Annotated in this window: 18 protein-coding genes; 15 read left to right on the plus strand and 3 right to left on the minus strand. The window is 42.1% G+C overall.

The genetic code is table 11. The annotated features are described in order from the left end of the window. Nucleotides 1-9 precede the first annotated feature (9 nt). Complete coding sequence (gene odhB / locus AAHB15_RS11130; protein ID WP_335572031.1) at nucleotides 10-1,254, minus strand: 2-oxoglutarate dehydrogenase complex dihydrolipoyllysine-residue succinyltransferase; 1,245 nt, start codon at nucleotides 1,252-1,254, stop codon at nucleotides 10-12. Between the two features lie 62 nt (nucleotides 1,255-1,316). Further along, nucleotides 1,317-4,208: a 2-oxoglutarate dehydrogenase E1 component gene (locus AAHB15_RS11135; RefSeq protein WP_335572032.1), complete on the minus strand. Its 2,892-nt coding sequence runs from the start codon at nucleotides 4,206-4,208 to the stop codon at nucleotides 1,317-1,319. A gap of 169 nt (nucleotides 4,209-4,377) precedes the next feature. Here AAHB15_RS11135 and AAHB15_RS11140 point away from each other — a divergent pair, with 169 nt between their 5' ends. Continuing rightward, nucleotides 4,378-5,277, plus strand: a complete 900-nt coding sequence (locus tag AAHB15_RS11140) for a LysR family transcriptional regulator (RefSeq protein WP_335573662.1) — start codon at nucleotides 4,378-4,380, stop codon at nucleotides 5,275-5,277. Nucleotides 5,278-5,582: 305 nt separating this feature from the next. On the opposite strand, the gene AAHB15_RS11145 is transcribed toward AAHB15_RS11140, so the two are convergent. Then, nucleotides 5,583-6,095 carry a DoxX family protein gene (locus AAHB15_RS11145; protein WP_335573661.1) on the minus strand — a complete coding sequence of 171 codons (513 nt, stop codon included), beginning with the start codon at nucleotides 6,093-6,095 and terminating at the stop codon, nucleotides 5,583-5,585. Between the two features lie 291 nt (nucleotides 6,096-6,386). On the opposite strand from AAHB15_RS11145, the gene AAHB15_RS11150 reads away from it, so the two are divergent. The 14 genes from AAHB15_RS11150 to AAHB15_RS11215 all read left to right on the plus strand — a co-directional run bounded on the left by AAHB15_RS11150 (nucleotide 6,387) and on the right by AAHB15_RS11215 (nucleotide 23,005). Further along, entirely contained in the window at nucleotides 6,387-6,647 is a 261-nt protein-coding gene (locus AAHB15_RS11150) for a YhdT family protein (RefSeq protein ID WP_335573664.1), read from the plus strand. Further along, complete coding sequence (gene panF, locus AAHB15_RS11155; RefSeq protein ID WP_335573660.1) at nucleotides 6,644-8,095, plus strand: sodium/pantothenate symporter; 1,452 nt, start codon at nucleotides 6,644-6,646, stop codon at nucleotides 8,093-8,095. The genes AAHB15_RS11150 and panF overlap by 4 nt, the downstream gene beginning before the upstream one ends. Before the next feature lie 76 nt (nucleotides 8,096-8,171). Continuing rightward, the gene (locus tag AAHB15_RS11160) at nucleotides 8,172-8,411 is read left to right on the plus strand and encodes a CsbA family protein (RefSeq protein WP_098530402.1); all 240 of its coding nucleotides are present in this window, start codon (nucleotides 8,172-8,174) and stop codon (nucleotides 8,409-8,411) included. Between the two features lie 222 nt (nucleotides 8,412-8,633). Next, complete coding sequence (gene uvrB / locus AAHB15_RS11165; RefSeq protein WP_342042391.1) at nucleotides 8,634-10,613, plus strand: excinuclease ABC subunit UvrB; 1,980 nt, start codon at nucleotides 8,634-8,636, stop codon at nucleotides 10,611-10,613. A gap of 7 nt (nucleotides 10,614-10,620) precedes the next feature. Then, the gene (gene uvrA, locus AAHB15_RS11170) at nucleotides 10,621-13,494 is read left to right on the plus strand and encodes an excinuclease ABC subunit UvrA (protein ID WP_342042392.1); all 2,874 of its coding nucleotides are present in this window, start codon (nucleotides 10,621-10,623) and stop codon (nucleotides 13,492-13,494) included. A gap of 367 nt (nucleotides 13,495-13,861) precedes the next feature. Then, nucleotides 13,862-14,176 carry a DUF4870 domain-containing protein gene (locus tag AAHB15_RS11175; RefSeq protein WP_335573657.1) on the plus strand — a complete coding sequence of 105 codons (315 nt, stop codon included), beginning with the start codon at nucleotides 13,862-13,864 and terminating at the stop codon, nucleotides 14,174-14,176. Nucleotides 14,177-14,213: 37 nt separating this feature from the next. Continuing rightward, nucleotides 14,214-15,326 carry a DUF4097 family beta strand repeat-containing protein gene (locus AAHB15_RS11180; protein ID WP_335573656.1) on the plus strand — a complete coding sequence of 371 codons (1,113 nt, stop codon included), beginning with the start codon at nucleotides 14,214-14,216 and terminating at the stop codon, nucleotides 15,324-15,326. Nucleotides 15,327-15,339: 13 nt separating this feature from the next. After that, on the plus strand, nucleotides 15,340-15,705 hold the full coding sequence (locus tag AAHB15_RS11185) for a phage holin family protein (protein ID WP_335573655.1): 366 nt from the start codon (nucleotides 15,340-15,342) through the stop codon (nucleotides 15,703-15,705). A gap of 156 nt (nucleotides 15,706-15,861) precedes the next feature. Then, nucleotides 15,862-16,791, plus strand: a complete 930-nt coding sequence (hprK, locus tag AAHB15_RS11190) for an HPr(Ser) kinase/phosphatase (protein ID WP_144566703.1) — start codon at nucleotides 15,862-15,864, stop codon at nucleotides 16,789-16,791. A gap of 12 nt (nucleotides 16,792-16,803) precedes the next feature. Beyond that, the gene (lgt, locus tag AAHB15_RS11195; protein ID WP_335573654.1) at nucleotides 16,804-17,619 is read left to right on the plus strand and encodes a prolipoprotein diacylglyceryl transferase; all 816 of its coding nucleotides are present in this window, start codon (nucleotides 16,804-16,806) and stop codon (nucleotides 17,617-17,619) included. A gap of 38 nt (nucleotides 17,620-17,657) precedes the next feature. After that, nucleotides 17,658-18,308 carry a pyrophosphatase PpaX gene (ppaX, locus tag AAHB15_RS11200; protein ID WP_335573653.1) on the plus strand — a complete coding sequence of 217 codons (651 nt, stop codon included), beginning with the start codon at nucleotides 17,658-17,660 and terminating at the stop codon, nucleotides 18,306-18,308. 5 nt (nucleotides 18,309-18,313) lie between these two features. Then, on the plus strand, nucleotides 18,314-18,862 hold the full coding sequence (locus AAHB15_RS11205; RefSeq protein WP_342042393.1) for an acyltransferase: 549 nt from the start codon (nucleotides 18,314-18,316) through the stop codon (nucleotides 18,860-18,862). 93 nt (nucleotides 18,863-18,955) lie between these two features. Then, on the plus strand, nucleotides 18,956-19,093 hold the full coding sequence (locus AAHB15_RS11210) for a hypothetical protein (protein ID WP_335573651.1): 138 nt from the start codon (nucleotides 18,956-18,958) through the stop codon (nucleotides 19,091-19,093). Between the two features lie 102 nt (nucleotides 19,094-19,195). Continuing rightward, a complete protein-coding gene (locus AAHB15_RS11215; RefSeq protein WP_342042394.1) occupies nucleotides 19,196-23,005 on the plus strand; it encodes a bifunctional 2',3'-cyclic-nucleotide 2'-phosphodiesterase/3'-nucleotidase in 3,810 nt (1,269 codons plus the stop codon). The last annotated feature ends 70 nt before the right edge of the window (nucleotides 23,006-23,075 follow it).

Raw genomic sequence — 23,075 nt, forward strand, 5'->3', positions numbered from 1 at the left:
CCTAAAGTTTTAGCTTTCTAATAATAAGGTTTCAGGATCTTCCAACAATTCTTTTACCATCGCCAGGAAGCTAACGGCTTCTTTCCCATCCACAATTCGATGGTCGTAAGACAGTGCGATATACATCATCGGACGGTTTGCCATTCGTTCACTATCAATGGCTATTGGCCTTGTTTGGATCTTATGCATACCGAGAATGCCTACTTGCGGACTATTCAAAATCGGTGTGGACATTAAAGATCCAAAAACTCCACCATTTGTAATCGTAAATGTTCCACCTTGCAAATCATTCAAAGTGAGGGCGTTATCACGAGCCTTTTTACCAAGATTACCGATTTCTTGTTCGATTTCCGCAAAATTTTTCTGGTTCGCATTGCGTACAACTGGAACGACCAAACCTTCTGGAGCTGCCACCGCAATTCCGATATCGTAAAACTTCTTGATCAGCAATTCATCCCCTTGAATTTCTGCATTTAAAAGAGGGAATTGCTTTAAGGCTGAAACCACTGCTTTTGTAAAAAACGACATAAATCCAAGACGAACACCATGTTTATCGAAAAAGGCATCTTTCCGCTTATTGCGTAAATCCATAATCGCAGACATGTCAACTTCGTTAAATGTGGTCAACATCGCTGCTGTTTGTTGGACCTCTACAAGGCGTTTAGCGATGGTTTGACGTCTGCGGGACATTTTTACACGTTCTACAGGTTTATCAAATTCCACATCATTTTGTTGATCCTTTCGTTTTGGACTTGCCTTTTCCAATTTTGGTTCTTCTTTTACCGGAGGTGCAGGTGAATAGGCTTTGACATCATTTGACTGAATTCTGCCTAGTGGGTCACTGCTATTTACCTGATTTAAATCGATTCCCAGTTCTCTTGCCCATTTTCTTGCAGCTGGAGAAGCAATTGGTCGTTTGGCTTTCGGAAGATCTTGCTCTGACCGGATGCTTTGTTGATTTAAAGTTTCTTCTACCGATTTTTCCGGAGCTGTTGTGGTGACAACGGTTTCCTCAGCTGTGCCATCCTCAATAATTGCAATTACATCGCCTACTTCCACCGTATCGCCTGTTTCTTTTAATACCTTCGTAACTACACCTGAATATTCAGCATTTAATTCTATATTGACTTTATCTGTTTCCAGTTCTACGACACTATCTCCTTTGGATACTTTGTCACCAATATTAATTAGCCATTGTGAAATCGTTCCTTCTGAAATGGATTCTGCTAACTCCGGTACCTTAATTTCCATCAAGTTTCATCTCTCCTAAGAATATTAAGTAATATTTTTATCTTGGTATTTGCTGTTGATCATGGTTAGCTTCTAACTAACTCTCTTTCATGTTTCTGTGTATCTATTAAAATATTAAAATTCAAAGCCTGTTGGACAATATGTTCTTGTTCCTTTTTATGAACGTTTGAATCGCCTACTGCCGTGCTTGAACGCGCCTGTCGTCCAATGTAACCGACTGTCAGTTTGCTGGAAGCAAGTTCAAAGAGGGTAGGGGCGATATAATGCCAAGCTCCCATATTCTTTGGTTCTTCCTGTACCCAAACGATTTCCTTCAGGTTCGGATAGCGCTTTAAAATTTCTTCTACTTTTTCCTTCGGGAATGGATACAATTGTTCGATACGAACGATGTGTATTTCGTCTAATTTTTGAATTTCTTTACTTGAGTCAATTTCTGCAGCCAGATCGATGGCCACCTTACCAGTCGTTAACACTAGCCGCTTTACTTTTTCTCTCTCTTTTCCGAGCTGAGGTTGCTCCACAACCGTTTGGAAACTGCCAGCGCTTAAAGCAGTGCCAGGAGAAGAGACCAGCGGGTGACGAAGCAGACTTTTTGGTGTCATAATGACCAGCGGCCTGACAAACTCTGTTCCTAAGATGGATGCTTGACGACGCAAAATATGAAAGTATTGGGCAGCACTTGTTAAGTTTGCAACCGTCCAGTTGTTTTCTGCCGCCAACTGTAAAAAACGTTCAAGACGGGCACTGGAGTGCTCTGGACCCTGGCCTTCAAAACCGTGAGGCAGAAGAAGGGTAAGCCCTGACTTTTGTCCCCATTTTGCTCTAGCGGATGAAACAAATTGATCAAACAGAGGTTGTGCTGTGTTAGCAAAATCACCGTACTGTGCTTCCCATATTACAAGTGTTTCAGGAGCAAAGACATTATAGCCATATTCAAAACCTACAACAGCCGCTTCAGACAGTGGGCTATTATGAACCGCAAACGAAGCGCGGGCTTGCGTTAGATGATGCAAGGGTGAATAGGTTTCGTTGGTTTCTGTGTCATGCAGCACAATGTGACGCTGAGCGAACGTTCCACGCTCGGAATCCTGACCCGTTAACCGGATCGGTGTTCCTTCTTTTAACAACGTCGCGAATGCCAGCACTTCTGCTACCGCCCATTCTACTTTCCCATTTTCCTCCAGTGCTATTTCACGACGCTCCAGAATCCGCTTTAATTTTGGATAAACGTGAAAGCTTTCCGGCCATTTCAGCAATTCATGATTTAATTCACGAAGGATATTAAGCTGTACACTTGTTTTCAATTGCGGAATTCCTTTCGTGATAACCCCGGGAACCTGTACAACTGCAGATGGCTCATAAGGTTTCCTCTCCAACACTCTGTCATATTCGGCTTGGAGCCTTTCTTGCACGCTGCGATTGATTTGTTCGACCTCTTGTTCATTCAAAATACCTTTATTTTGCAACTGGTCGGAATATAAGGATCTTACCGTTGGATGGCTCGCAACTTTTTTGTAAACCTGGGGCTGGGTGACCGCAGGATCGTCCATTTCATTGTGGCCAAATCGTCGGTATCCGACTAAATCAATCAAGAAATCCTTGTGGAAACGAGAACGATATTGATAGGCAAGACGAACAGCTGCCAGACAAGCTTCTGGATCATCAGCATTTACATGCACAATTGGGATTTCAAAGCCTTTTGCCAAGTCACTCGCATATCTCGTAAAACGAGAATCGCGGCTATCTGTCGTAAAGCCGACCATGTTGTTCGTGATGATATGAATGGTCCCTCCTGTTTGATATCCTTTTAATCCACCTAAATTTAAAGTCTCCGCTACAATTCCCTGGCCTGGAAATGCAGCATCGCCATGTACCAGTATCGGAAATGCTTTCTTAACATCTTGCTTGGGATATCCTGCTTTTTGTCGTTCTTCTTGGGCTGCTCTTGTAAACCCTTCGATGACTGGATCGACAAATTCAAGATGACTCGGATTATTCGCTAAGGTAATTCGTGTACGAACGGTACTTTCACCTTCCACGAACCGATTGCAGCCTAAATGGTATTTCACATCTCCTGTCCAACCCTCACTAATATCGACTAAATCTGCCGACGGTCCTTGTTGTTTGGCGTAAGAGTGCTGAAACTCAGAGAAAATCTTGCTGTATGATTTGTTTAATACATGCGTCAAGACACTTAAGCGGCCACGATGAGCCATTCCAATCAAGACATTTTGTACCTGATCCCCGACACCTTCGTGAATCGCTTGATTTAGCATTGGTACGAGCATGTCTACACCTTCAATAGAAAATCTCTTTTGACCGACAAAGGTTTTATGTAAAAATTGTTCAAATCCTTCCACCTCTGTCAAACTCTTTAAAAGGTTTGTTTGTTCTTCCTTCGATAAGGAGCGATGCATGCTCCCTGTCTCCACGATCCTAGTTAACCATGCTTTTTCGTCCATATTATCAACATGGTTAAATTCGTAAGCTAGTGTAGAGGTATAAAGATTCTTTAAATGGTTTATCGCATCCCAAGCGGTTTGAACGCCTTCAGGTGTATCCTCCCAAACGAGTTTAGCTGGAATCGCTTTCAAGTCATAGTCACTTATCCCATATTTTTCAGGACTGAATAAATTGCGGTGTTTTTCATTCACTTCTAACGGATTCATTTTTGCCGCTAGATGTCCATGTGAGCGAATGTCTTCTAGCAGTTTTATCACTCTCATCACTTTCTCTATTTCTGCAGAATTACCTGAGATAACAGGTTCATGTTCGAGGCTTTCTTTCAATTGACTTGTCTCAAAAGACAAGGGTGATCCCCATTTAATAAAAAACTCTTTTAATTTTGGGTCGGTATCGATACCGTTCATATAGTGCTCATATTGTTCTATTACATATCCAAGGTTTGGACCATTAAATTTCCTCCATGGATTTCGTTGATTTTTCTGTTCTCCCATTCTGGAATACCCCCATGATTGAGTTTTTCATGTGTTAATATTTGGATAGGTAGTGAAGTAATTAACAATTGATTAAGCATAAGGATAATGCAATAATGACAATAAATAAAATTCAAAAAAATTATTTTTATTTATAAAAAATCTTAATATCAGATTACAGGGTGGGACAATGGATTACCGTGACTGGGAAATACTGAAGGTACTTTATAATCAAAAAAATCTTACAAAAACTGCTCGATTATTATTTCTTACTCAACCTGCTTTAACGACCAGATTAAAGCATATGCAGGAGCAGCTGGGGGTTACAATCGTAACCCGTGAAAGACGTGGAGTGCATTTTACCCCACAAGGAGAATATCTTGTCCATTGTGCTGAGGAGGCCCTCGCTCATTATGAAAAGATAAAAGAAAATGTCCAAAATATGAGCAATAACGAAAGTAATAAAGTGGTCGGTACGTTGAAATTGGGGGTATCTAATTTCTTTGCGAATTATGAACTTCCTTATATTTTGAAACTATTTAAAAGGCAATTTCCCCATGTTGAATTCAAGGTGATTACGGGATGGAGCAGAGACGTAACCCAACTTATACACAATAAAGATGTTCATATTGGTTTTGTTCGGGGAGACTATGGATGTAGGGGATTATCGAAACATCAATTATTTGAGGAAACCATTTGCATTGCTTCAAAGGATGAGATTGAAATTACGAATCTTCCTCGTCTTCCTAGAATTGAATATAGAGGGGATTACTTATTAAAATCAATCATTGATCATTGGTGGGCTGAAAATTATGCGCAAGCACCCTTTATCAGTATAGAAGTCGACCAAGTTGATACGTGTAAGGAAATGGTTATAAATGGATTAGGATATGGTATCCTTTCCAGCAGGGTACTTAGTGGTATAGAAGACTTATCTAAAGTCCTTATAACGGATCAAGAAGGAAATCCTATATTACGAAGAACGTGGATGTATTATCATAAGGAATCATTAGAATGGAATGTTGTTAAGGCATTCGTCCATTTTATAGAAAACTATGATTGGAAATATAATCGTGCAAAGATAAAATAAATGTGTATAACCCTAAAAGAATGGTTTCAGATTCTTTTCTTTTCAATCAGAGGCTTAGCACGTTTTATGCCCAATATTCTCTAAATCAAAAAAGGACCGGGCGGTTTGCCCGGTTTTTCTTATGGTCTAGGAAATTATAGATTTACTACTTGTGGACAACTTTTTACAGGTTTAGTCACGTCCAGCTCCAGCGCCTAGCCCCTCGATGGTCTACAGCCAATCCGTCCAAAAGGGTTAAAAAGCAACCTTTCGGCCGGCTCGTCTTATGCTTGTCGGGGCTGTTCAAGGCGCTTGCGCTTTTGTTCTTACACATTTTCCAAGATACTTTGATTCCTAGCTTTTTTGAATATCCATTTTTTTAGTACAGGAATAATCCAACGATCCAGGCCAATTTTTCCAGCATTCGTTCCTGCCACCAGAATAAACATGCCTAGTAAAACCATTTGAGGATTCGTACTTGTTGTGCCAGACAACATATAAGCAAAGTTCATCGTAAGTCCCATTAGGGCAGAAAATGAAGTGAAAATCCCTAAAATCAATGCAGCCCCTACTAAAAACTCTCCCCATGGTACCATTACATTAAATAAATCAACGTAGGGAATGGCAAACTCATTTAAAAAATGTCCCCACCAAGGTTGAACAGAAGGGTGATCACCAGACATATTTTTTACTGCTCCCATCATAAAGCCGCTTGCATCAAAATTCCCGCCGGAGATTTTCCCCCACCCAGCAGTTAACCATTCCCATCCAAGATAGAGCCGAAAAGCTGTAAGTAGAAATGGGACATAACGGTTTTCCTTTAAAAATTGAATAAACATAACAAAACCCCCTGAGTTAATGATATTGATAATCATTATCAGTTATCTTGTTGTGTTTATCAATAAGAAAATAGTACTGATTAATTTTTCAAATTACAGTAGATTTTTCCTATTAATTAGTAAACCATATAGTTTTTTAAACAAAATGATAAAAATTAATGGTCAAGTTTCAATAGTATGTTAGTAAGTTTTTCTTCATATTTGTGGTAAAATGTTCTAACTTGGTAAAAAGTTAGATTAAAAATGCATACATACTAGGGGTGTAAAAGTTTGAAGAAATCTGTGGATTCAATGGACAAGCGTTTTAGAATTGCCCATAAAGAAGCACTATTTGGCGTTATTCTCGTTATCATCAATTTTATCATTTGGTATGGATTTGGCTACGGACTAGGCTCGGCTAATGTCAAAGATTATACATACGTATGGGGTCTGCCGGCCTGGTTCTTTTACAGCTGCATTCTCGGCTCCATTGTTATGATTATCCTTGTGATTTTCACAGTAAGATATCTCTTCCAGGACATCCCCTTTGATGTAGAGGAGGAGAACAAGTGAACTGGGCTGTTATTACACCATTAATTATTTTCTTATTGATTATCTTTGCGGTGGGGATTTGGTCAAACAAATTGGTACTTAAATCCGAATCTTTTTTAGAAGGGTATTTCTTAGGGGAACGTCAAATGGGCGGGTTCATCCTGGCCATGACCATGGTAGCTACTTACGGCAGTGCCAGCAGTTTTATCGGCGGCCCTGGAATTGCCTATACCCAAGGGTTAGGCTGGGTTCTACTTGCCATGGCCCAGCTTGTAACCGGTTATTTTACCTTAATGGTTCTCGGGAAAAAATTTGCCATTGTGGCCCGTCAGTATAAGGCGATCACCTTAATCGATTTTTTAAAAGAACGATATAAAAGTAAAACAGTTGTGATCTTATCAGCGGCAAGTATTATTATTTTCCTTTTTTCATCGATGACGGCGCAATGGATTGGCGGGGCGCGCCTAGTAGAATCGCTGACTGGCATGCCTTATTCAACCGCTTTACTGATTTTTGCCTTTTCTGTTCTTGTGTTTGTTATTGTGGGGGGCTTCCGAGCGGTTGCCCTCACAGATACGGTCCAAGGTGTCGTGATGTTTGCAGGAACGCTGATTCTATTGATTGCGACCATTAAAGCAGGCGGAGGGGTTTCGAACATTATTTCTGATTTAGCGGCGGAGAATCCAAACCTCATCAGCCCGTTTGGTGCACAGCACAATTTAACCCCGGCCTACGTTTCATCATTTTGGATTTTGGTTGGCGTTGGGGTTGTCGGCCTTCCGCAAATTACAGTCAGGGCGATGTCTTACAAAAATTCAAAAGCTATGCACAATGCGATCATTATTGGAACAGTTGTGGTCGGCTTTATCATGCTCGGGATGCACTTGATTGGCGTGTTTGCAAGACCAGTTCTCCCAGGAATAAAAATCGGTGATACAGTTATGCCGCTGTTATCTATGAAAGTATTACCGCCGTTTGTGGCCGGGATTGTCCTGGCTGCCCCGATGGCTGCTATCATGTCAACGGTGGATGCCTTGCTGATTCTCGTTAGCTCCGCCCTGGTAAAAGATATCTATTTAAATTATATCAAGCCGAATGCCGAGGACAACCAGATCAAAAAGGTGAGCTTCAGTGTAACCGCCATTATTGGGATTATCGTGATTATTCTCGCATTAAGTCCACCTGATTTAATTGTCTGGCTGAATCTATTTTCTTTTGGCGGACTGGAATCTGTGTTTATTTGGCCAGTGATTTTAGGCTTGTATTGGAGTAAGGGCAATAAGTACGGAGCAATCACATCAATGATTATTGGAATGGGTTCTTATATTTTATTAGATCGTTTTTATCCGAATGCCTTTGGACTGCATACGGTTGTCATGCCGATTGTTCTGTCATTGTTAGGATTTATCATTGTTAGTCTAGTATCACAGCAAAAGGAAGCGGCTGGCTTTGAGAAGGCAAAGGTTTAAGGAATATTTTAGTTGCAATTTTATCGATTAGTTTTTAGAATAAATAATTAACGAGATTTATAAATGAGGTGTGCCCATGTTTGAGATTATTAGGATATTTTCGGCACTAACTATGCCTGGATTACTGGTTTTGCTTTTTTCACGGGTCACTTACAATCGCGTTATCGGCCTTGTTTTAACCGTGGCACTGATTGCTGGGTCAGTTTACAAAGGCTATACCGACACCTTTTACCTGATTGTTATTGATGCCTTTTCACTTACAGCCGGCTTCTGGCTGGCAGCCAGGATGAAACCGCGCGCAGTTAAAAATAGCTAGAACCTATTCACAAATGTAAGTCTGTCGATTAACGGCAGGCTTTTTTCTAATTAAAAAACTTAATCAAAAATCGAATACTAGTTCGCATATCATTGGTTTGTTTTTGGTGGATTGTGGTAGAATGTTAATAGGAAATTTACGAGAAGACACTTTTTAGCACCATCCCGGACAATAAACAGTTTTTTAGCTTGAGAGTGATTTTTTTTACGGGAGGAAAGAAATGTGAAAGATCAATTTGAATTAGTTTCAAAGTACTCGCCCCAAGGTGATCAGCCCGAAGCGATCCGCCAGTTAGTAGAAGGGATTAAAAATAATAAACGCCATCAAACCCTGCTCGGTGCGACCGGTACAGGGAAGACCTTTACAGTTTCGAACGTGATTAAAGAAGTGAACAAACCAACCCTTGTGATCGCCCATAACAAAACATTAGCCGGACAGCTCTATAGTGAGTTTAAGGATTTTTTTCCAAATAATGCGGTAGAATACTTTGTCAGTTACTATGATTACTATCAACCGGAAGCCTATGTGCCGCAAACCGATACCTTCATTGAAAAAGATGCCAGTATCAACGATGAAATCGATAAGCTGCGCCACTCGGCGACCTCATCGTTATTTGAACGGAAAGATGTCATCATCATCGCCAGTGTGTCCTGTATCTATGGTCTCGGTTCGCCGGAAGAATACCGCGAGATGGTGTTATCGCTTCGCACAGGCATGGAAATTGAACGGAATCAGCTCCTGCATCGTTTAGTGGATATCCAATATGAACGAAATGATATCGATTTTAAACGGGGAACTTTCCGTGTCCGCGGGGATGTCGTTGAGATATTCCCAGTCTCCCGCGATGAACATTGTGTCCGTGTCGAATTTTTCGGAGATGAAATTGACCGCATCCGCGAAGTTGATGCGTTAACTGGTGAAATCATCGGCGAACGTTCGCATATCGCGATTTTCCCGGCTTCCCACTTCGTAACACGTGAAGAAAAAATGCGGTTAGCCATTGAGAATATTGAAAAAGAACTCGAGGAACGGCTTGCCGAATTAAGAGCAGACGATAAACTGCTCGAGGCACAGCGGATTGAACAGCGTACCCGCTATGATTTAGAAATGATGCGGGAAATGGGCTTTTGCTCAGGGATTGAAAACTATTCCCGTCATCTGACCCTAAGGCCGGCCGGTTCGACTCCTTATACATTGCTTGACTATTTTCCAGAAGATTTCCTGATCATCATTGATGAGTCGCATGTTACCTTACCGCAAATCAGGGGTATGTTTAATGGAGACAAGGCCCGTAAACAAGTGCTGGTCGACCACGGCTTCCGCCTGCCATCGGCGCTCGATAACCGGCCGCTAACCTTTGATGAATTTGATAAGCATGTCAACAATGCCATTTTTGTATCGGCCACACCAGGTCCATATGAACTCGAGCACACACCGGAGATGATTGAACAAATTATTCGCCCGACAGGATTGCTCGATCCAACGATTGAAGTCCGTCCAATCGAAGGGCAAATTGATGATTTGATTGGTGAAATACAGGAACGGGTTAAGAAAAATGAACGTGTCCTCGTGACGACGCTAACGAAAAAAATGTCAGAGGACTTAACCGATTATCTAAAAGAAATTGGGATTAAGGTTCAATATTTACATTCAGAAGTCAAGACGCTCGAGCGGATTGAAATTATCCGGGAGCTGCGTCTTGGAAAATATGACGTTTTGATCGGGATCAACTTGCTCCGGGAAGGACTCGATATTCCCGAGGTTTCCCTGATTACGATTCTCGATGCTGACAAAGAAGGCTTCCTGCGTTCGGAACGGTCGTTAATTCAAACGATCGGCCGGGCTGCCCGAAATGCCAATGGCCATGTTATTATGTATGCAGATAGAATCACTAATTCGATGGAGCTGGCGATTAGTGAAACGAAGCGGCGCCGGGCCATCCAAGAAGAATACAATGAAAAACACGGCATTACACCGCAGACGATTCAAAAGGAAATCCGTGATGTTATCCGTGCGACCCAAGCTGCGGAGGATACGGAAGAGTATAAACCAGCGGCATCCTTCGGCAAGATGAGTAAGAAGGAACGAGAAAAACTAATTATGACAATGGAAAAAGAAATGAAGGAAGAAGCAAAGGCACTCAACTTCGAACGTGCTGCCGAGCTTCGTGATTTATTATTGGAATTGAAAGCGGAAGGATGACGGTTAGATGGCAATGGAAAAACTGATTGTGAAAGGCGCCCGCGCCCACAATTTGAAAAATATAGATGTCACGATTCCGAGAGATAAGCTTGTGGTACTGACGGGACTATCCGGTTCAGGAAAGTCCTCGCTCGCATTTGATACAATTTATGCAGAAGGACAGCGCCGGTATGTGGAATCCCTGTCTGCTTATGCCCGCCAATTTCTCGGTCAGATGGATAAGCCGGATGTCGATATGATCGAGGGATTATCCCCGGCGATTTCGATTGATCAAAAAACAACAAGCCGAAACCCGCGCTCTACTGTGGGGACGGTAACGGAAATCTATGATTATTTACGGTTACTTTTTGCAAGGGTCGGACATCCCACTTGTCCGAATCATCATATTGAAATCTCCTCACAAACGATTGAGCAGATGGTCGACCGGATTCTCGAATATCCAGAGCGAACCAAAATGCAAATCCTTGCCCCCGTTGTGTCGGGACGAAAAGGAGCTCATGTAAAGGTATTGGAGGACATCAAAAAACAAGGGTTTGTTCGGATTCGTGTCGACGGAGAAATGCTTGATCTTGGTGATGAAATCGAATTAGACAAAAATAAGAAGCATTCGATAGAAGTTATAGTGGACCGAATTGTCGTCAAGGAAGGTATTTCAGCCCGTGTTGCTGATTCTCTGGAGTCGGCCTTAAAACTAGGGGAAGGCAACGTCATCGTCGATGTAATCGGTGAAGAAGAGCTGTTGTTCAGTGAGAACCATGCTTGTCCCATTTGTGGTTTTTCGATTGGTGAATTAGAACCACGGATGTTTTCCTTTAACAGCCCATTCGGGGCCTGCCCTGACTGTGATGGACTCGGCTCGAAACTGGAAGTGGATCTTGATTTAGTCATACCTAATAAGGATCTGACACTGAAACAGCATGCGATTGCCCCTTGGGAGCCAACCAGCTCACAATATTATCCGCAGCTGCTTCAGGCGGTCTGTGATCATTATGGAATCGATCTGGATGTACCTGTTAAAGACATCCCTGATCACCAAATGGAAAAAATTCTCTATGGATCAGGTAAGGATAAAATTTATTTCCGTTATGAAAATGATTTTGGACAGCTCCGTGAGGGACATATCCAATTTGAAGGCGTTATGCGCAATGTCGAGCGCCGCTATAAGGAGACAAGCTCAGACTTTATCCGTGAACAAATGGAAAAATACATGGGGCAACAGCCATGTCCAACCTGTAAAGGCTACCGTTTGAAAAGGGAATCGATGGCCGTGTTAATTAACGGGTCTCATATTTCTCAAGTAACAGACCTTTCGATTAAGGATGCTCAAGCATTTTTTTCTGAGTTAAAGCTTTCGGATAAAGAAATGCAAATTGCTGCGTTAATTTTCCGTGAAATCAGTGAACGGCTAGGTTTCTTAATTAATGTTGGTTTAGATTATTTGACCCTAAGCCGTACCGCGGGTACACTCTCCGGCGGTGAAGCACAGCGGATCCGCTTGGCGACACAAATTGGCTCGCGCTTAACCGGCGTATTATACATTTTGGATGAGCCGTCCATTGGTCTCCATCAGCGGGATAATGACCGGTTAATCGGTACGATGCAAAACATGCGTGATATAGGCAATACCTTGATTGTTGTCGAGCACGATGAAGACACGATGCTTGCTGCTGATTATCTCATTGATATTGGCCCTGGCGCAGGTATACATGGCGGTCAGATTGTTTCCGCAGGAACTCCTGCAGAAGTAATGGCCGACCCGAACTCACTGACAGGTCAATACCTATCCGGGAAAAAGTTCATCCCACTTCCACTTGAGCGTAGTAAGCCGGATGGCCGCTATATCGAAATCAAGGGTGCATCTGAAAATAATTTAAAAAATGTCAATGTGAAGTTTCCGCTTGGCCTGTTTATTGCTGTGACTGGCGTATCAGGGTCGGGGAAAAGTACCCTTATTAACGAGATCCTTCATAAATCATTGTCGCAAAAGCTGAATAAGGCAAAAACCAAGCCTGGAGCCCACAAGTCGGTAAAGGGAATGGAACATTTAGAAAAGGTAATTGATATTGATCAATCCCCGATCGGCAGAACGCCGCGCTCGAATCCGGCTACATATACGGGTGTGTTCGATGATGTTCGTGATGTGTTTGCGTCGACGAATGAAGCGAAGGTGCGCGGGTATAAGAAAGGCCGTTTTAGTTTTAATGTTAAGGGCGGCCGCTGTGAGGCCTGCCGTGGTGACGGAATTATTAAAATAGAAATGCACTTTTTACCTGATGTTTATGTTCCGTGCGAGGTATGCCACGGCAAACGCTATAACCGTGAAACATTGGAAGTGAAATATAAAGGGAAAAATATTGCGGATATCCTTGATATGACCGTTGAGGCGGCAGTTGAGTTTTTCGAAAACATTCCAAAAATCAGCCGTAAGCTGCAGACTATTTTGGATGTAGGTCTGGGTTATGTGAAGCTTGGCCAGCCGGCAACGACCCTGTCAGGCGGAGAGGCCCAGCGTGTTAAACTTGCCTCAGAACTGCACCGCCGTTCAAATGGTAAAACGTTCTATATCTTAGATGAGCCGACGACCGGGCTTCATGTGGACGACATATCCCGTTTGCTTGTTGTCTTACAGCGTCTGGTTGAAAATGGCGATACTGTTCTGGTCATTGAGCATAATCTCGATGTGATTAAGACGGCCGATTACCTTGTCGACCTCGGTCCTGAGGGCGGAGACAAGGGCGGCACCATCGTTGCAACGGGAACACCTGAAAAAGTAGCAGAGACTCCCGAATCTTATACCGGAAAATATTTAAAACCAATCCTAGCGCGTGATCGCGAGCGGATGAAAATGCAAATTGAAGAGAAAAGTGCGATTAAAGCATAGAAAGAGTTGAAATCAGCTGGTTAAAACCTGGCTGGTTTCGGCTCTTTTTTGATTCTCGCAGAAAAATAGTAAAGTAGGCGGAATAAAGTTTGAAGTAGGCGGAATAAAATAGAATGTTCATGGAATAAATTAGCAATCACTGAGTTTTGAGCCAGCAGGAACTGGGTTGGAAAAAAAATCCAGAATTAGACGGAATTAATCCTAAAATAAGCGGATAAAACCAAAAATCCGACGGAATCAAGCCAAAAGTCCGCGGAATCAAACCCAAATCTCCTAACCCCTTACCCAAGCCGCGCTTAATAATAACAATTATAAAAGAAACCTTTTTGATACTAAACTCGTAATAAGAGATAGAGGTGATGAACGTATGGAAACAAGAAAAGTTTTATCCAGTCTATGCTACTTTAGCATCTTTTTCGCCGGATTTATTTTTCCCTTAGCCGTCTATTTAGCCACGGGAGACGAAGGAACCAAAAGGCATGCCAAAAAATCACTATTATCACACCTAATTCCATTAATCCTGACACCGCTCCTAGTGTTGGCGGTATTCTATGATTTTACTTCACAACAAGACGCCATCCCTGTTTTTACCATTATAAGTATCATCGTTCTGATCTTACTTTGGCTTGCTGTGATCATCTGGAACATTGTCAAAGGCGTAAAGGTATTAACAGCTGAATAAACTGAAAGTGACAAATTCATTCATAGAGGTGGAAAAAATGAAAGAGGAAAGAAAACGAATTTTACAAATGGTCGAGGAAGGGAAACTAAAGGCCGATGAAGCCTTGAAGCTCCTCGATGAACTGGAAAAAACAGAACAAACCATGGAGCAAAAACAGGCGCAACTTGTCAATGAGCTGTCCACCACTGTCCAATTCGAGGAAGCAAAAAAAGAAGAGCCGTTCCAAGCGAAATATCAATCTACAAAGGAAAAAATCTTTGAATTTGTTGATTTTGCTTTTAAAAAGATCAAAGACTTAGACTTAGATCTAAACTTCGGCCAATCCGTAGATATCTCACATATATTCCATCAAGGGGACGCCACTATAAAAGATATCGACATTGACGTCGCTAACGGAGCCATCAAGCTCGTTGGATGGGAGCAGTCTGACGTCAGAGTCGAGTGTCAGGCAAAGGTATATCGAGTGGAAAACCAGGACCAGGCCCGGCAAAACTTTTTACGAGATGTCCTTTTCACTGTGGAACATGAGAAATTACGTTTTAGCACACAGCAGAAATGGATGAAGGTCGAAGCCATTGTGTACGTACCGAAAGCCGTTTATAACCGGGTACGGGTCAGATTGTTTAATGGTCCGGTTACAGGGGAACAAATAAATGTAGATGAACTGCGTGTAAAAACGGCTAACGGAAAAATTGCCCTTGACCGCTTTACAGGTAAGAATACAGAGCTGGAAACAGCAAATGGAAAAATTAAGCTAAAAGGCAGTCAATTTGATAAAGTGGAAGCAGAAACAATAAATGGCGCCATCCAGCTTGACGGTGAATTTAAAAAGCTTGAAATGGAGTCCTTTAAAGGAAATATCAGTTTAAATCTACATGGAAACCAAGCTGAATTGATTCAGGCCAAAACGGCTGCGGGCGGAATCGACCTCTATATCCCTGATGGGCTCCCGGTAAATGGGAATTTAAAAACCAATCTTGGCGGATTTCACGTCAACTTAGTCGGCATTCAGGTGCTGGAGGAGAAAAGTGAAATGATCCAAAAATCACTGCGCTTCCAATCCATTAATCACCCAGAAAAACTGGCACACATTTATGCAGATACGAAAACAGGTTCCATCACGATCCACCAATCACAAGAAGAAAAGTAGGAGATTTACCAAAATGAGATGGCTGCTAGGTTGTTTGATAAATGCGGTATTATTTATGGCACTCGCCGGTTATTTTCATGAAAGCTTTCAATTAACCGGCTTCGTGGCCGCACTTGAAGCGAGCGTTTTATTATCAATCTTAAATGTACTCGTCCGTCCGCTGTTGATTTTATTTACCTTACCGGTCACAATCTTAACCATGGGACTTTTCCTGTTTGTCATCAATGCGGTTACACTTGAGCTAACTGATTATTTAATGGGCACAGCCTTTGAAATCAATGGTTTTGGCATGGCCCTGTTCTTTGCCGTACTGATGTCGCTTGTTAACGTCATCATTCAAAAAACACTTTTTGAGCCATCAAGAAAGGCTAAGAAATAACCTAAAAAGGTGCACCCCTTTCCAATGGGATTGCACCTTTTTCCTTTTTTACGCAACTATCATTTGGTTCTTTTTCAAAAAATGCTAAAATAGGAGGTATGAATTCTTCTTATTCTAATTTTTTTAAAAATACATCCGTTTGAGGAGGAAATCTTCTTGCCAAAAGTACGTACCAAAGATATCTTTGAAAAATTTAATCTCGAATTAATCAGTGGTGAAGAAGGGATTAACCGCCCGATTACCATGAGTGATATATCGCGTCCGGGGATTGAAATGGCAGGCTATTTCGAGTTTTATCCGGCTGAACGGATCCAGCTGTTAGGGAAAACCGAATTATCCTTTTTTAGCGAACTTTCTCCGAAAGACCGCGCCTCACGAATGGAACAACTTTGTACAGATGTGACTCCGGCAATCATTGTCACAAGAGGTATTGATGTACCTGAGGAGTTAATTGAGGCATCCGAACGAGAGTCTGTTCCTGTGTTAAAGACAAACATGGTAACAACCCGTTTCTCAAGCCGTTTAACCAACTTTTTAGAAAGTAAGCTTGCGCCGACAACCGCTGTTCATGGTGTTTTGGTCGATGTTTATGGGATTGGCGTGTTAATTACAGGGAAAAGCGGCGTTGGTAAAAGTGAAACGGCGCTCGAACTAGTAAAGCGCGGACACCGGCTCGTGGCCGACGATTGTGTTGAAATTCGCCAGGAAGACCAGGATACATTGGTTGGGACTTCACCGGACTTAATTGAACATTTATTAGAAATCCGCGGTTTGGGGATTATCAATGTGATGACCTTGTTTGGTGCAGGAGCGGTCCGCAGCAATAAGCGAATTACGCTTATTATGAATCTGGAAATTTGGGATGCAAAAAAGCAATATGACCGTCTTGGCTTGGACGAGGAAAAAATGAGGATTATTGATACCGATATTCCAAAATTAACGGTTCCAGTTCGTCCAGGACGAAACCTGGCTGTAATTATTGAAGTAGCTGCGATGAATTTCCGTTTAAAACGGATGGGCGTAAATGCGGCGCAACAATTTACCGACCGCCTGTCAGATGTAATTGAAGAGGGAGATCACGAGTAAGGGGAGAAAGAGATGAACGAAACTATACAGCCATTAAACCCAATTGCTTTTTCACTTGGTCCGATTCAGGTGCATTGGTATGGGATTATTATCGGCTCCGGATTGGCACTTGCTTTGTTTCTGGCGATTAGAGAGGCCAACCGCAGAGGATTACCTAAGGATACATTTGCCGACTTAATGCTATGGGCCATCCCGATCGCGATCATTTCGGCGCGGATTTACTATTGTGTTTTTGAATGGGATTATTATGGCAGTCATCCCGCAGACATCCCGAAAATTTGGAATGGTGGAATTGCTATCCATGGAGCGCTAATTGGTTCTGTTATTACCACCATCGTTTTTGCCAGAAAAAGAGGGATTTCTTTCTGGAAAATTGCGGACATTGCTGCTCCAAGCATCATTTTAGGACAGGCGATTGGCCGCTGGGGTAATTTTATGAACCAGGAGGCTCATGGCGGCGAAGTAACAAGGTCATTCCTTGAAGGCTTGCATTTACCAGATTTTATCATCAATCAAATGTATATAAATGGGAGCTATTACCACCCAACTTTCCTATATGAATCCGTATGGGATATTGTTGGCTTCGTATTATTAATCTTGCTCCGCCGCGTGAATCTCCGCCGCGGGGAACTGTTTCTATCTTATGTAATTTGGTATTCGATCGGCCGCTTTTTCGTCGAGGGACTTAGAACAGATAGTTTGATGCTTGGAAGCCTTCGGATGGCTCAAACCATTTCGATTGTGTTGATTGTAGTAGCTTTGGGAATTTTGGTTTATCGACGCACAAAAAATCCTACCGAGGCGCATTACTTAGATCAAACGAATTAAAAGAGCTGGCATTAGGATAATGAGAAAGGAATTCAACAATGAACAACAAAATCACAACCATACTCTTTGATTTAGATGGGACTTTAATCGATACGAATGAATTAATTATTTCGACTTACTTGAACACGCTTGAAAAATATTTTCCAAGCAAGTATAAACGTGAGGATGTGCTCCCTTTCCTTGGCCCAACACTCCATGAGGTATTTGGAGGTATGACCCCGGAACCGGAACAGGTCGAGGAAATGATTGCGGCTTATCGTGAGTATAATATCTCCAAGCATGATGAACTAGTGAAAGAGTTTATAGGGGTGACAGAAACGATTCAGACCTTGAAGGAGCGCGGTTATAAGCTAGCCGTAGTGACAACCAAGCGTCTGGACGTAACACTTAAAGGTTTACGCCTGATGAATTTGGAGCAGTTTTTTGAAATAATTGTTGCGTACGAACATGTGAAAAAGACGAAGCCAGATCCAGAACCGATTTTTAACGCCTTGGAGCAGTTGAATTCAACTCCTTCAGAAACGATGATGGTCGGCGATAATTACCATGATATTTTGGCGGGTAAAAATGCCGGTACGTTAACAGCCGGTGTGGCCTGGTCGATTAAGGGCCGTGACTACGTAGCCAGTTATGAACCTGATTATATGTTAGAGAACATGACTGACTTATTAACCATTCTCGGAGAGTGAGAAGGATGAGAAATACGACCCGCTATCCTGTAGAGGGGGCGAACTCTTTGTGGCACGTCTACAAGACGGTGCCATTTTGGAAGGTTGTTAGAAATTTTATTGTCATTCAGCTGGCGAGATATACACCATTTTTGAGTATGAAAAACTGGTTATACCGTACCTTTCTAGGGATTAAGGTGGGGGAGCAAACCTCCTTTGCTCTAATGGTGATGCTTGATGTCATGTTTCCCGAGAAAATTAGTGTCGGCCGCAATACGGTTATTGGCTATAATACGACCATTCTCGCCCATGAGTATTTAATTAGAGAATACAGGCTTGGGAATGTCGAAATTGGGAATGAAGTCATGATCGGGGCTAATTCAACGATTCTTCCTGGGATAATGATAGGGGATGGTGCGATCGTCTCAGCTGGGACGTTAGTTCATAAGGACGTGCCGCCTGGATGTTTCGTCGGAGGCAACCCGATGCGGGTCATTTATACGAAGGAAGAACTAGAAGAACGCTGGGCAGAGGATCCTATCTATAGAAATGTAAAAAAGTCTGGTCATATTTGATCAGACTTTTTTACGTTGTTCAAATTAATTTTACAAAAATTAGGAAATAAGACGCGTTTTTGTTCGTGATTCGGAACGATATAATAATAGAGTATGGATATTATAGGATTCAGACTATTAATAGAAAGTAGTTTAGCAGTTGCCACTCTATTAAAAATGTTTGTCGATATTTGGTTAACAGGAAAGAAAATGGGAGCTTCCTCAATCATTGATGGAACGGGCGCCGAATGACAAGATTTTTCTGAATCTTAAAAAAGGAGAGGGTTATTAGAAAGATAAAAAATGGAGGTCTTAGCTAGAAAATTTGATCAAAGGGGATAGGTGAAGAGGCGAATGAAAAAAAAGAATATTAGTAGATATAGTAAATTAGCCGCAACAGCTTTAATACTCAGCACAATTGTGTCACCGTCAATACCTTACAAGGCAAAAGCAGCGGAGACAGCTAATACCGCCACTCTAAGGATTTTGGAAACAACCGACCTGCATGATGCCGCAATGGCTTATGACTACTACCAAGATACAGCGACTGGAATTAACTATGGTCTATCAAAGACCGCCACATTAATCCAGCAAGCAAGAGCAGAGGTAGATCCAAGTAACTCGATGCTGTTTGATGCTGGTGACTTACTCCAGGGAAATCCAATGGCAGATTACGTAGCAAAGGTTAATCCTATCACAGAAAACGATGTCCACCCAATGTTTAAGGCTATGAAGCTATTAAACTATGATGGGGGGATCGTTGGAAACCATGAGTTTAACTATGGTCTCGAGTTTCTAGACACTGCCTTAAAAAATGCTCCATATCCAATCGTCAACGCAAATATCTATAAAGATGATCATGACAGTGATCCAACGAATGATCAAAATTATTTTACTCCATATCAAATCATTCCTAAAAAGATAAAAGACAAAAACGGTGTCGAACAAACGGTAAATGTAGGAATTGTTGGGTTTGCACCGCCGCAAATTCTCCAATGGGATAAAGATAACCTTCAAGGAAAGGTTATTGTCAAAGATATCGTTAAAACAGCTGACAAATATGTTAAAGAAATGAAAGCTAAAGGTGCAGATGTGATTGTAGCCATTGCCCACTCCGGCTGTGATGTCACAAATGAAGGCCAAGAGGATGCCGAAAATGCAGTATTCTCACTAAGTAAAGTTGCAGGCATCGATGCCCTATTATTCGGGCATGCCCACTACGCGTTCCCAGCAGGTAAAGAATTCCACCAAGGCAGCAATCTAGCTAATCCTGATTTAAAGGGGCTTGATACTACTAAAGGCACAATTAACGGTATACCTGCAGTAGAAGCAGGATTCTGGGGTAATAACTTAGGTGTTCTTGATTTGGCATTAGTTCAAAATGCGGATGGAACATGGACATCCGATAAGGCTGCTTCAAAATCAGTAGATATGCCAGTAACAGGTACAACTACAGAAGATCCTGACATTGTTAAGGCCGTAAGTGATGAACACGCAGCAACACTTCAGTATGTACGTGGGAAAATTGGTGAAACAAGTGCACCTATGTCCAGCTATTTCTCTCGTGTAATGGATGACCCAACCATCCAAATTGTCAATAATGCACAAACAGATTATGTTAAGAGTTGGATTGATAAGAACCGTCCAGACCTTAAAGATGTACCAGTCATTTCTGCAGGAGCACCTTTCAAAGCGGGCCGCCAAGGGGCAACCGATTATACAAACATTTCAAAAGGCGACCTTTCAATTAAGAGTGCCAATGACCTTTATTTATATAACAACACATTAAAAGCTGTAGAATTAACGGGCTCAGAAGTGAAAGAATGGTTAGAGATGTCTGCGTCACAATTCAACACCATTGATCCTAATAATGCCAACGCACAAGAATTAATCGATTATGGGTTCCAGCCATTCAATTTTGATGTTATGGATGGAGTTAAATATCAAATCGATGTAACACAGCCAGCAAGATATAACTATACAACAGGTGTTGTTTCTAACCCAGATGCTCACCGTATTATTCATTTTACAAACATGGATGGATCAGCGATTGATCCAAATCAAAAATTTATTGTCGCGACTAATAACTATCGTGCAAGCGGCGGCGGGAACTTCCCAGGAACGAAAGGTGGAAAGGCAACCATTGTAGTTGATTCGCCTTTAGAAAACCGTCAGATTTTAATGGATTATATTAAGGAACAAGGGGTTGTAAATCCAGTTGCAGATAATAACTGGAAAATCGCTCCTGTTGGTGGAGTAGCGAAGACATTAACCTTTAAATCGTCACAAGCTGCAAAAGATGTTTTAGCATCTACTCCAAATATTAAAGATGTAGGTCCATTATCCGATGGCTCCGGTTTTGAACAATACGCGCTCGATCAAGATGTTCACGTTCAATTACTAGGCATCAACGATTTACACGGACAACTAGACTATAAAACTACTGTAGCTGGAAAACCTGCCGGCGGTATTGAATATTTAGCTGGTTACTTAAAGGAAAGAGAAGCAACAAATCCTTCGAACACCTTAATGGTGCAAGCAGGAGATGCAGTTGGTGCGAGCCGTCCTGTGTCGGCCTTATTACAAGATGAGCCAACCATCCGAATCTTAAACGAACTTGGCTTTGATGTTGGTACCATTGGTAATCATGAATTTGACGAAGGCGTAACAGAGATGCTTCGCTTGATTAACGGCGGTGCCCATCCAAAAACCGTTGAGAAGTATGGTGTGTTTGAAGGAGCAGACTTCCCTTATGTAGCGGCAAACGTCGTGAAGGAGGATACAAACGAGCTTATCTTGCCTCCATATGTGGTTAAGGAAGTAGACGGAGTGAAAGTTGGCTTTATCGGTGTGGTAACAACGGAAACACCTAGCATCGTAACGCCAAGTGGAGTTGCCGGAGTTAAATTTACAGATGAAGCTGAAGCTATCAACAAGTATGCTGCTGAATTAAAAGCCCAAGGAATTAAATCGATTGTCGTTCTGGCACATGATCCTGGTACTTCAGCGACGGATGGTACTAACCCAACAGGAAAAGTAGTCGATATTGCCAAGGCAGTCGATGATGAAGTGGACGTTATCTTTGGTGCGCATGACCATAAATACTTAAACTCCACAGTTGACGGAAAACTGCTTGTTCAATCTTATTCTTATGGAACAGCATTCTCTGATGTCGATTTAACCATCGACCCAGTTACACAGGATATCGTTGAGAAAAGAGCGGGAATTGTCACAACTTTCCAAGATGCGACCCATCTTGATGCAAAAATTAAAGCGGAGATGGACAAATATCAGGCGGATGTGGCTCCAATCACAAACCAAGTAGTAGGGAATGCAGCGGCACCAATTTCACGTACTACTAATGAAGCAGGGGAAGCGCCACTCGGTAACCTGATTGCTGATGGAATGAGAGCTGCAACCAATACTGACTTTGCCTTTATGAATATCGGTGGTATCCGTGATGATATTAAGGATGCTGGAGATATTACATGGGGAGAACTTTTCGCCATCCAGCCGTTCGGTAACGACATCGTAACCATGAATATTACTGGTGAGCAGGTAAGAACATTACTAAATCAGCAGTTTGCAGCCGATCGCAATCGGATTATGCAAATTTCCGGTTTGAAGTACACTTGGTCCGATTTATTACCACTAGGGCAAAAGGTCATCGATATTTACTTGCCAAGTGGTAAAAAGATTGACCCTAATGGTACTTATTCTGTAACCGTCAATAACTTCATGGCAGACGGCGGAGATGGATTCGTGGTTCTTAAGCAGGGTACAGGCCGTACGACATGGTCCTCTGACCTGGATGCCTTTGTAAACTATATTAAGTCCTTTAACGGGCAGCCAATTTCAGCAAAAATTGAAGGCAGAATTTTGATAAAAGACATTACAGCTCCAAATGCGCCGGAGGTTGGACAAATCATTGCTCCAGCGAAGAGCGTAACGGGAAAAGCGGAAGCAGGCTCAACCGTAAAAGTTTATAATGGAAAAACACTGCTAGGCAGTGCTGTAGCCGGTCAAGATGGAGTATTCACCATCTCATTTAAATCGGCTCAGACACATGATACAGTGTTAACCTTTACAGCAACAGACGCAGCTGGAAATACTAGTAAAGCAACTTCTGTAAAGTTAGTGAAAAGCAATCCGAAATTCCAATAATATATACAGAAGGCACTCCCGAATCATATTCAGGAGTGTTTTTTCTGCTATAAAGATACAAATTCTGCTG

This window comes from Bacillus sp. OTU2372 (genome assembly GCF_038440275.1).
GTDB classification, from domain to species: domain Bacteria; phylum Bacillota; class Bacilli; order Bacillales; family Cytobacillaceae; genus Neobacillus; species Neobacillus bataviensis_B.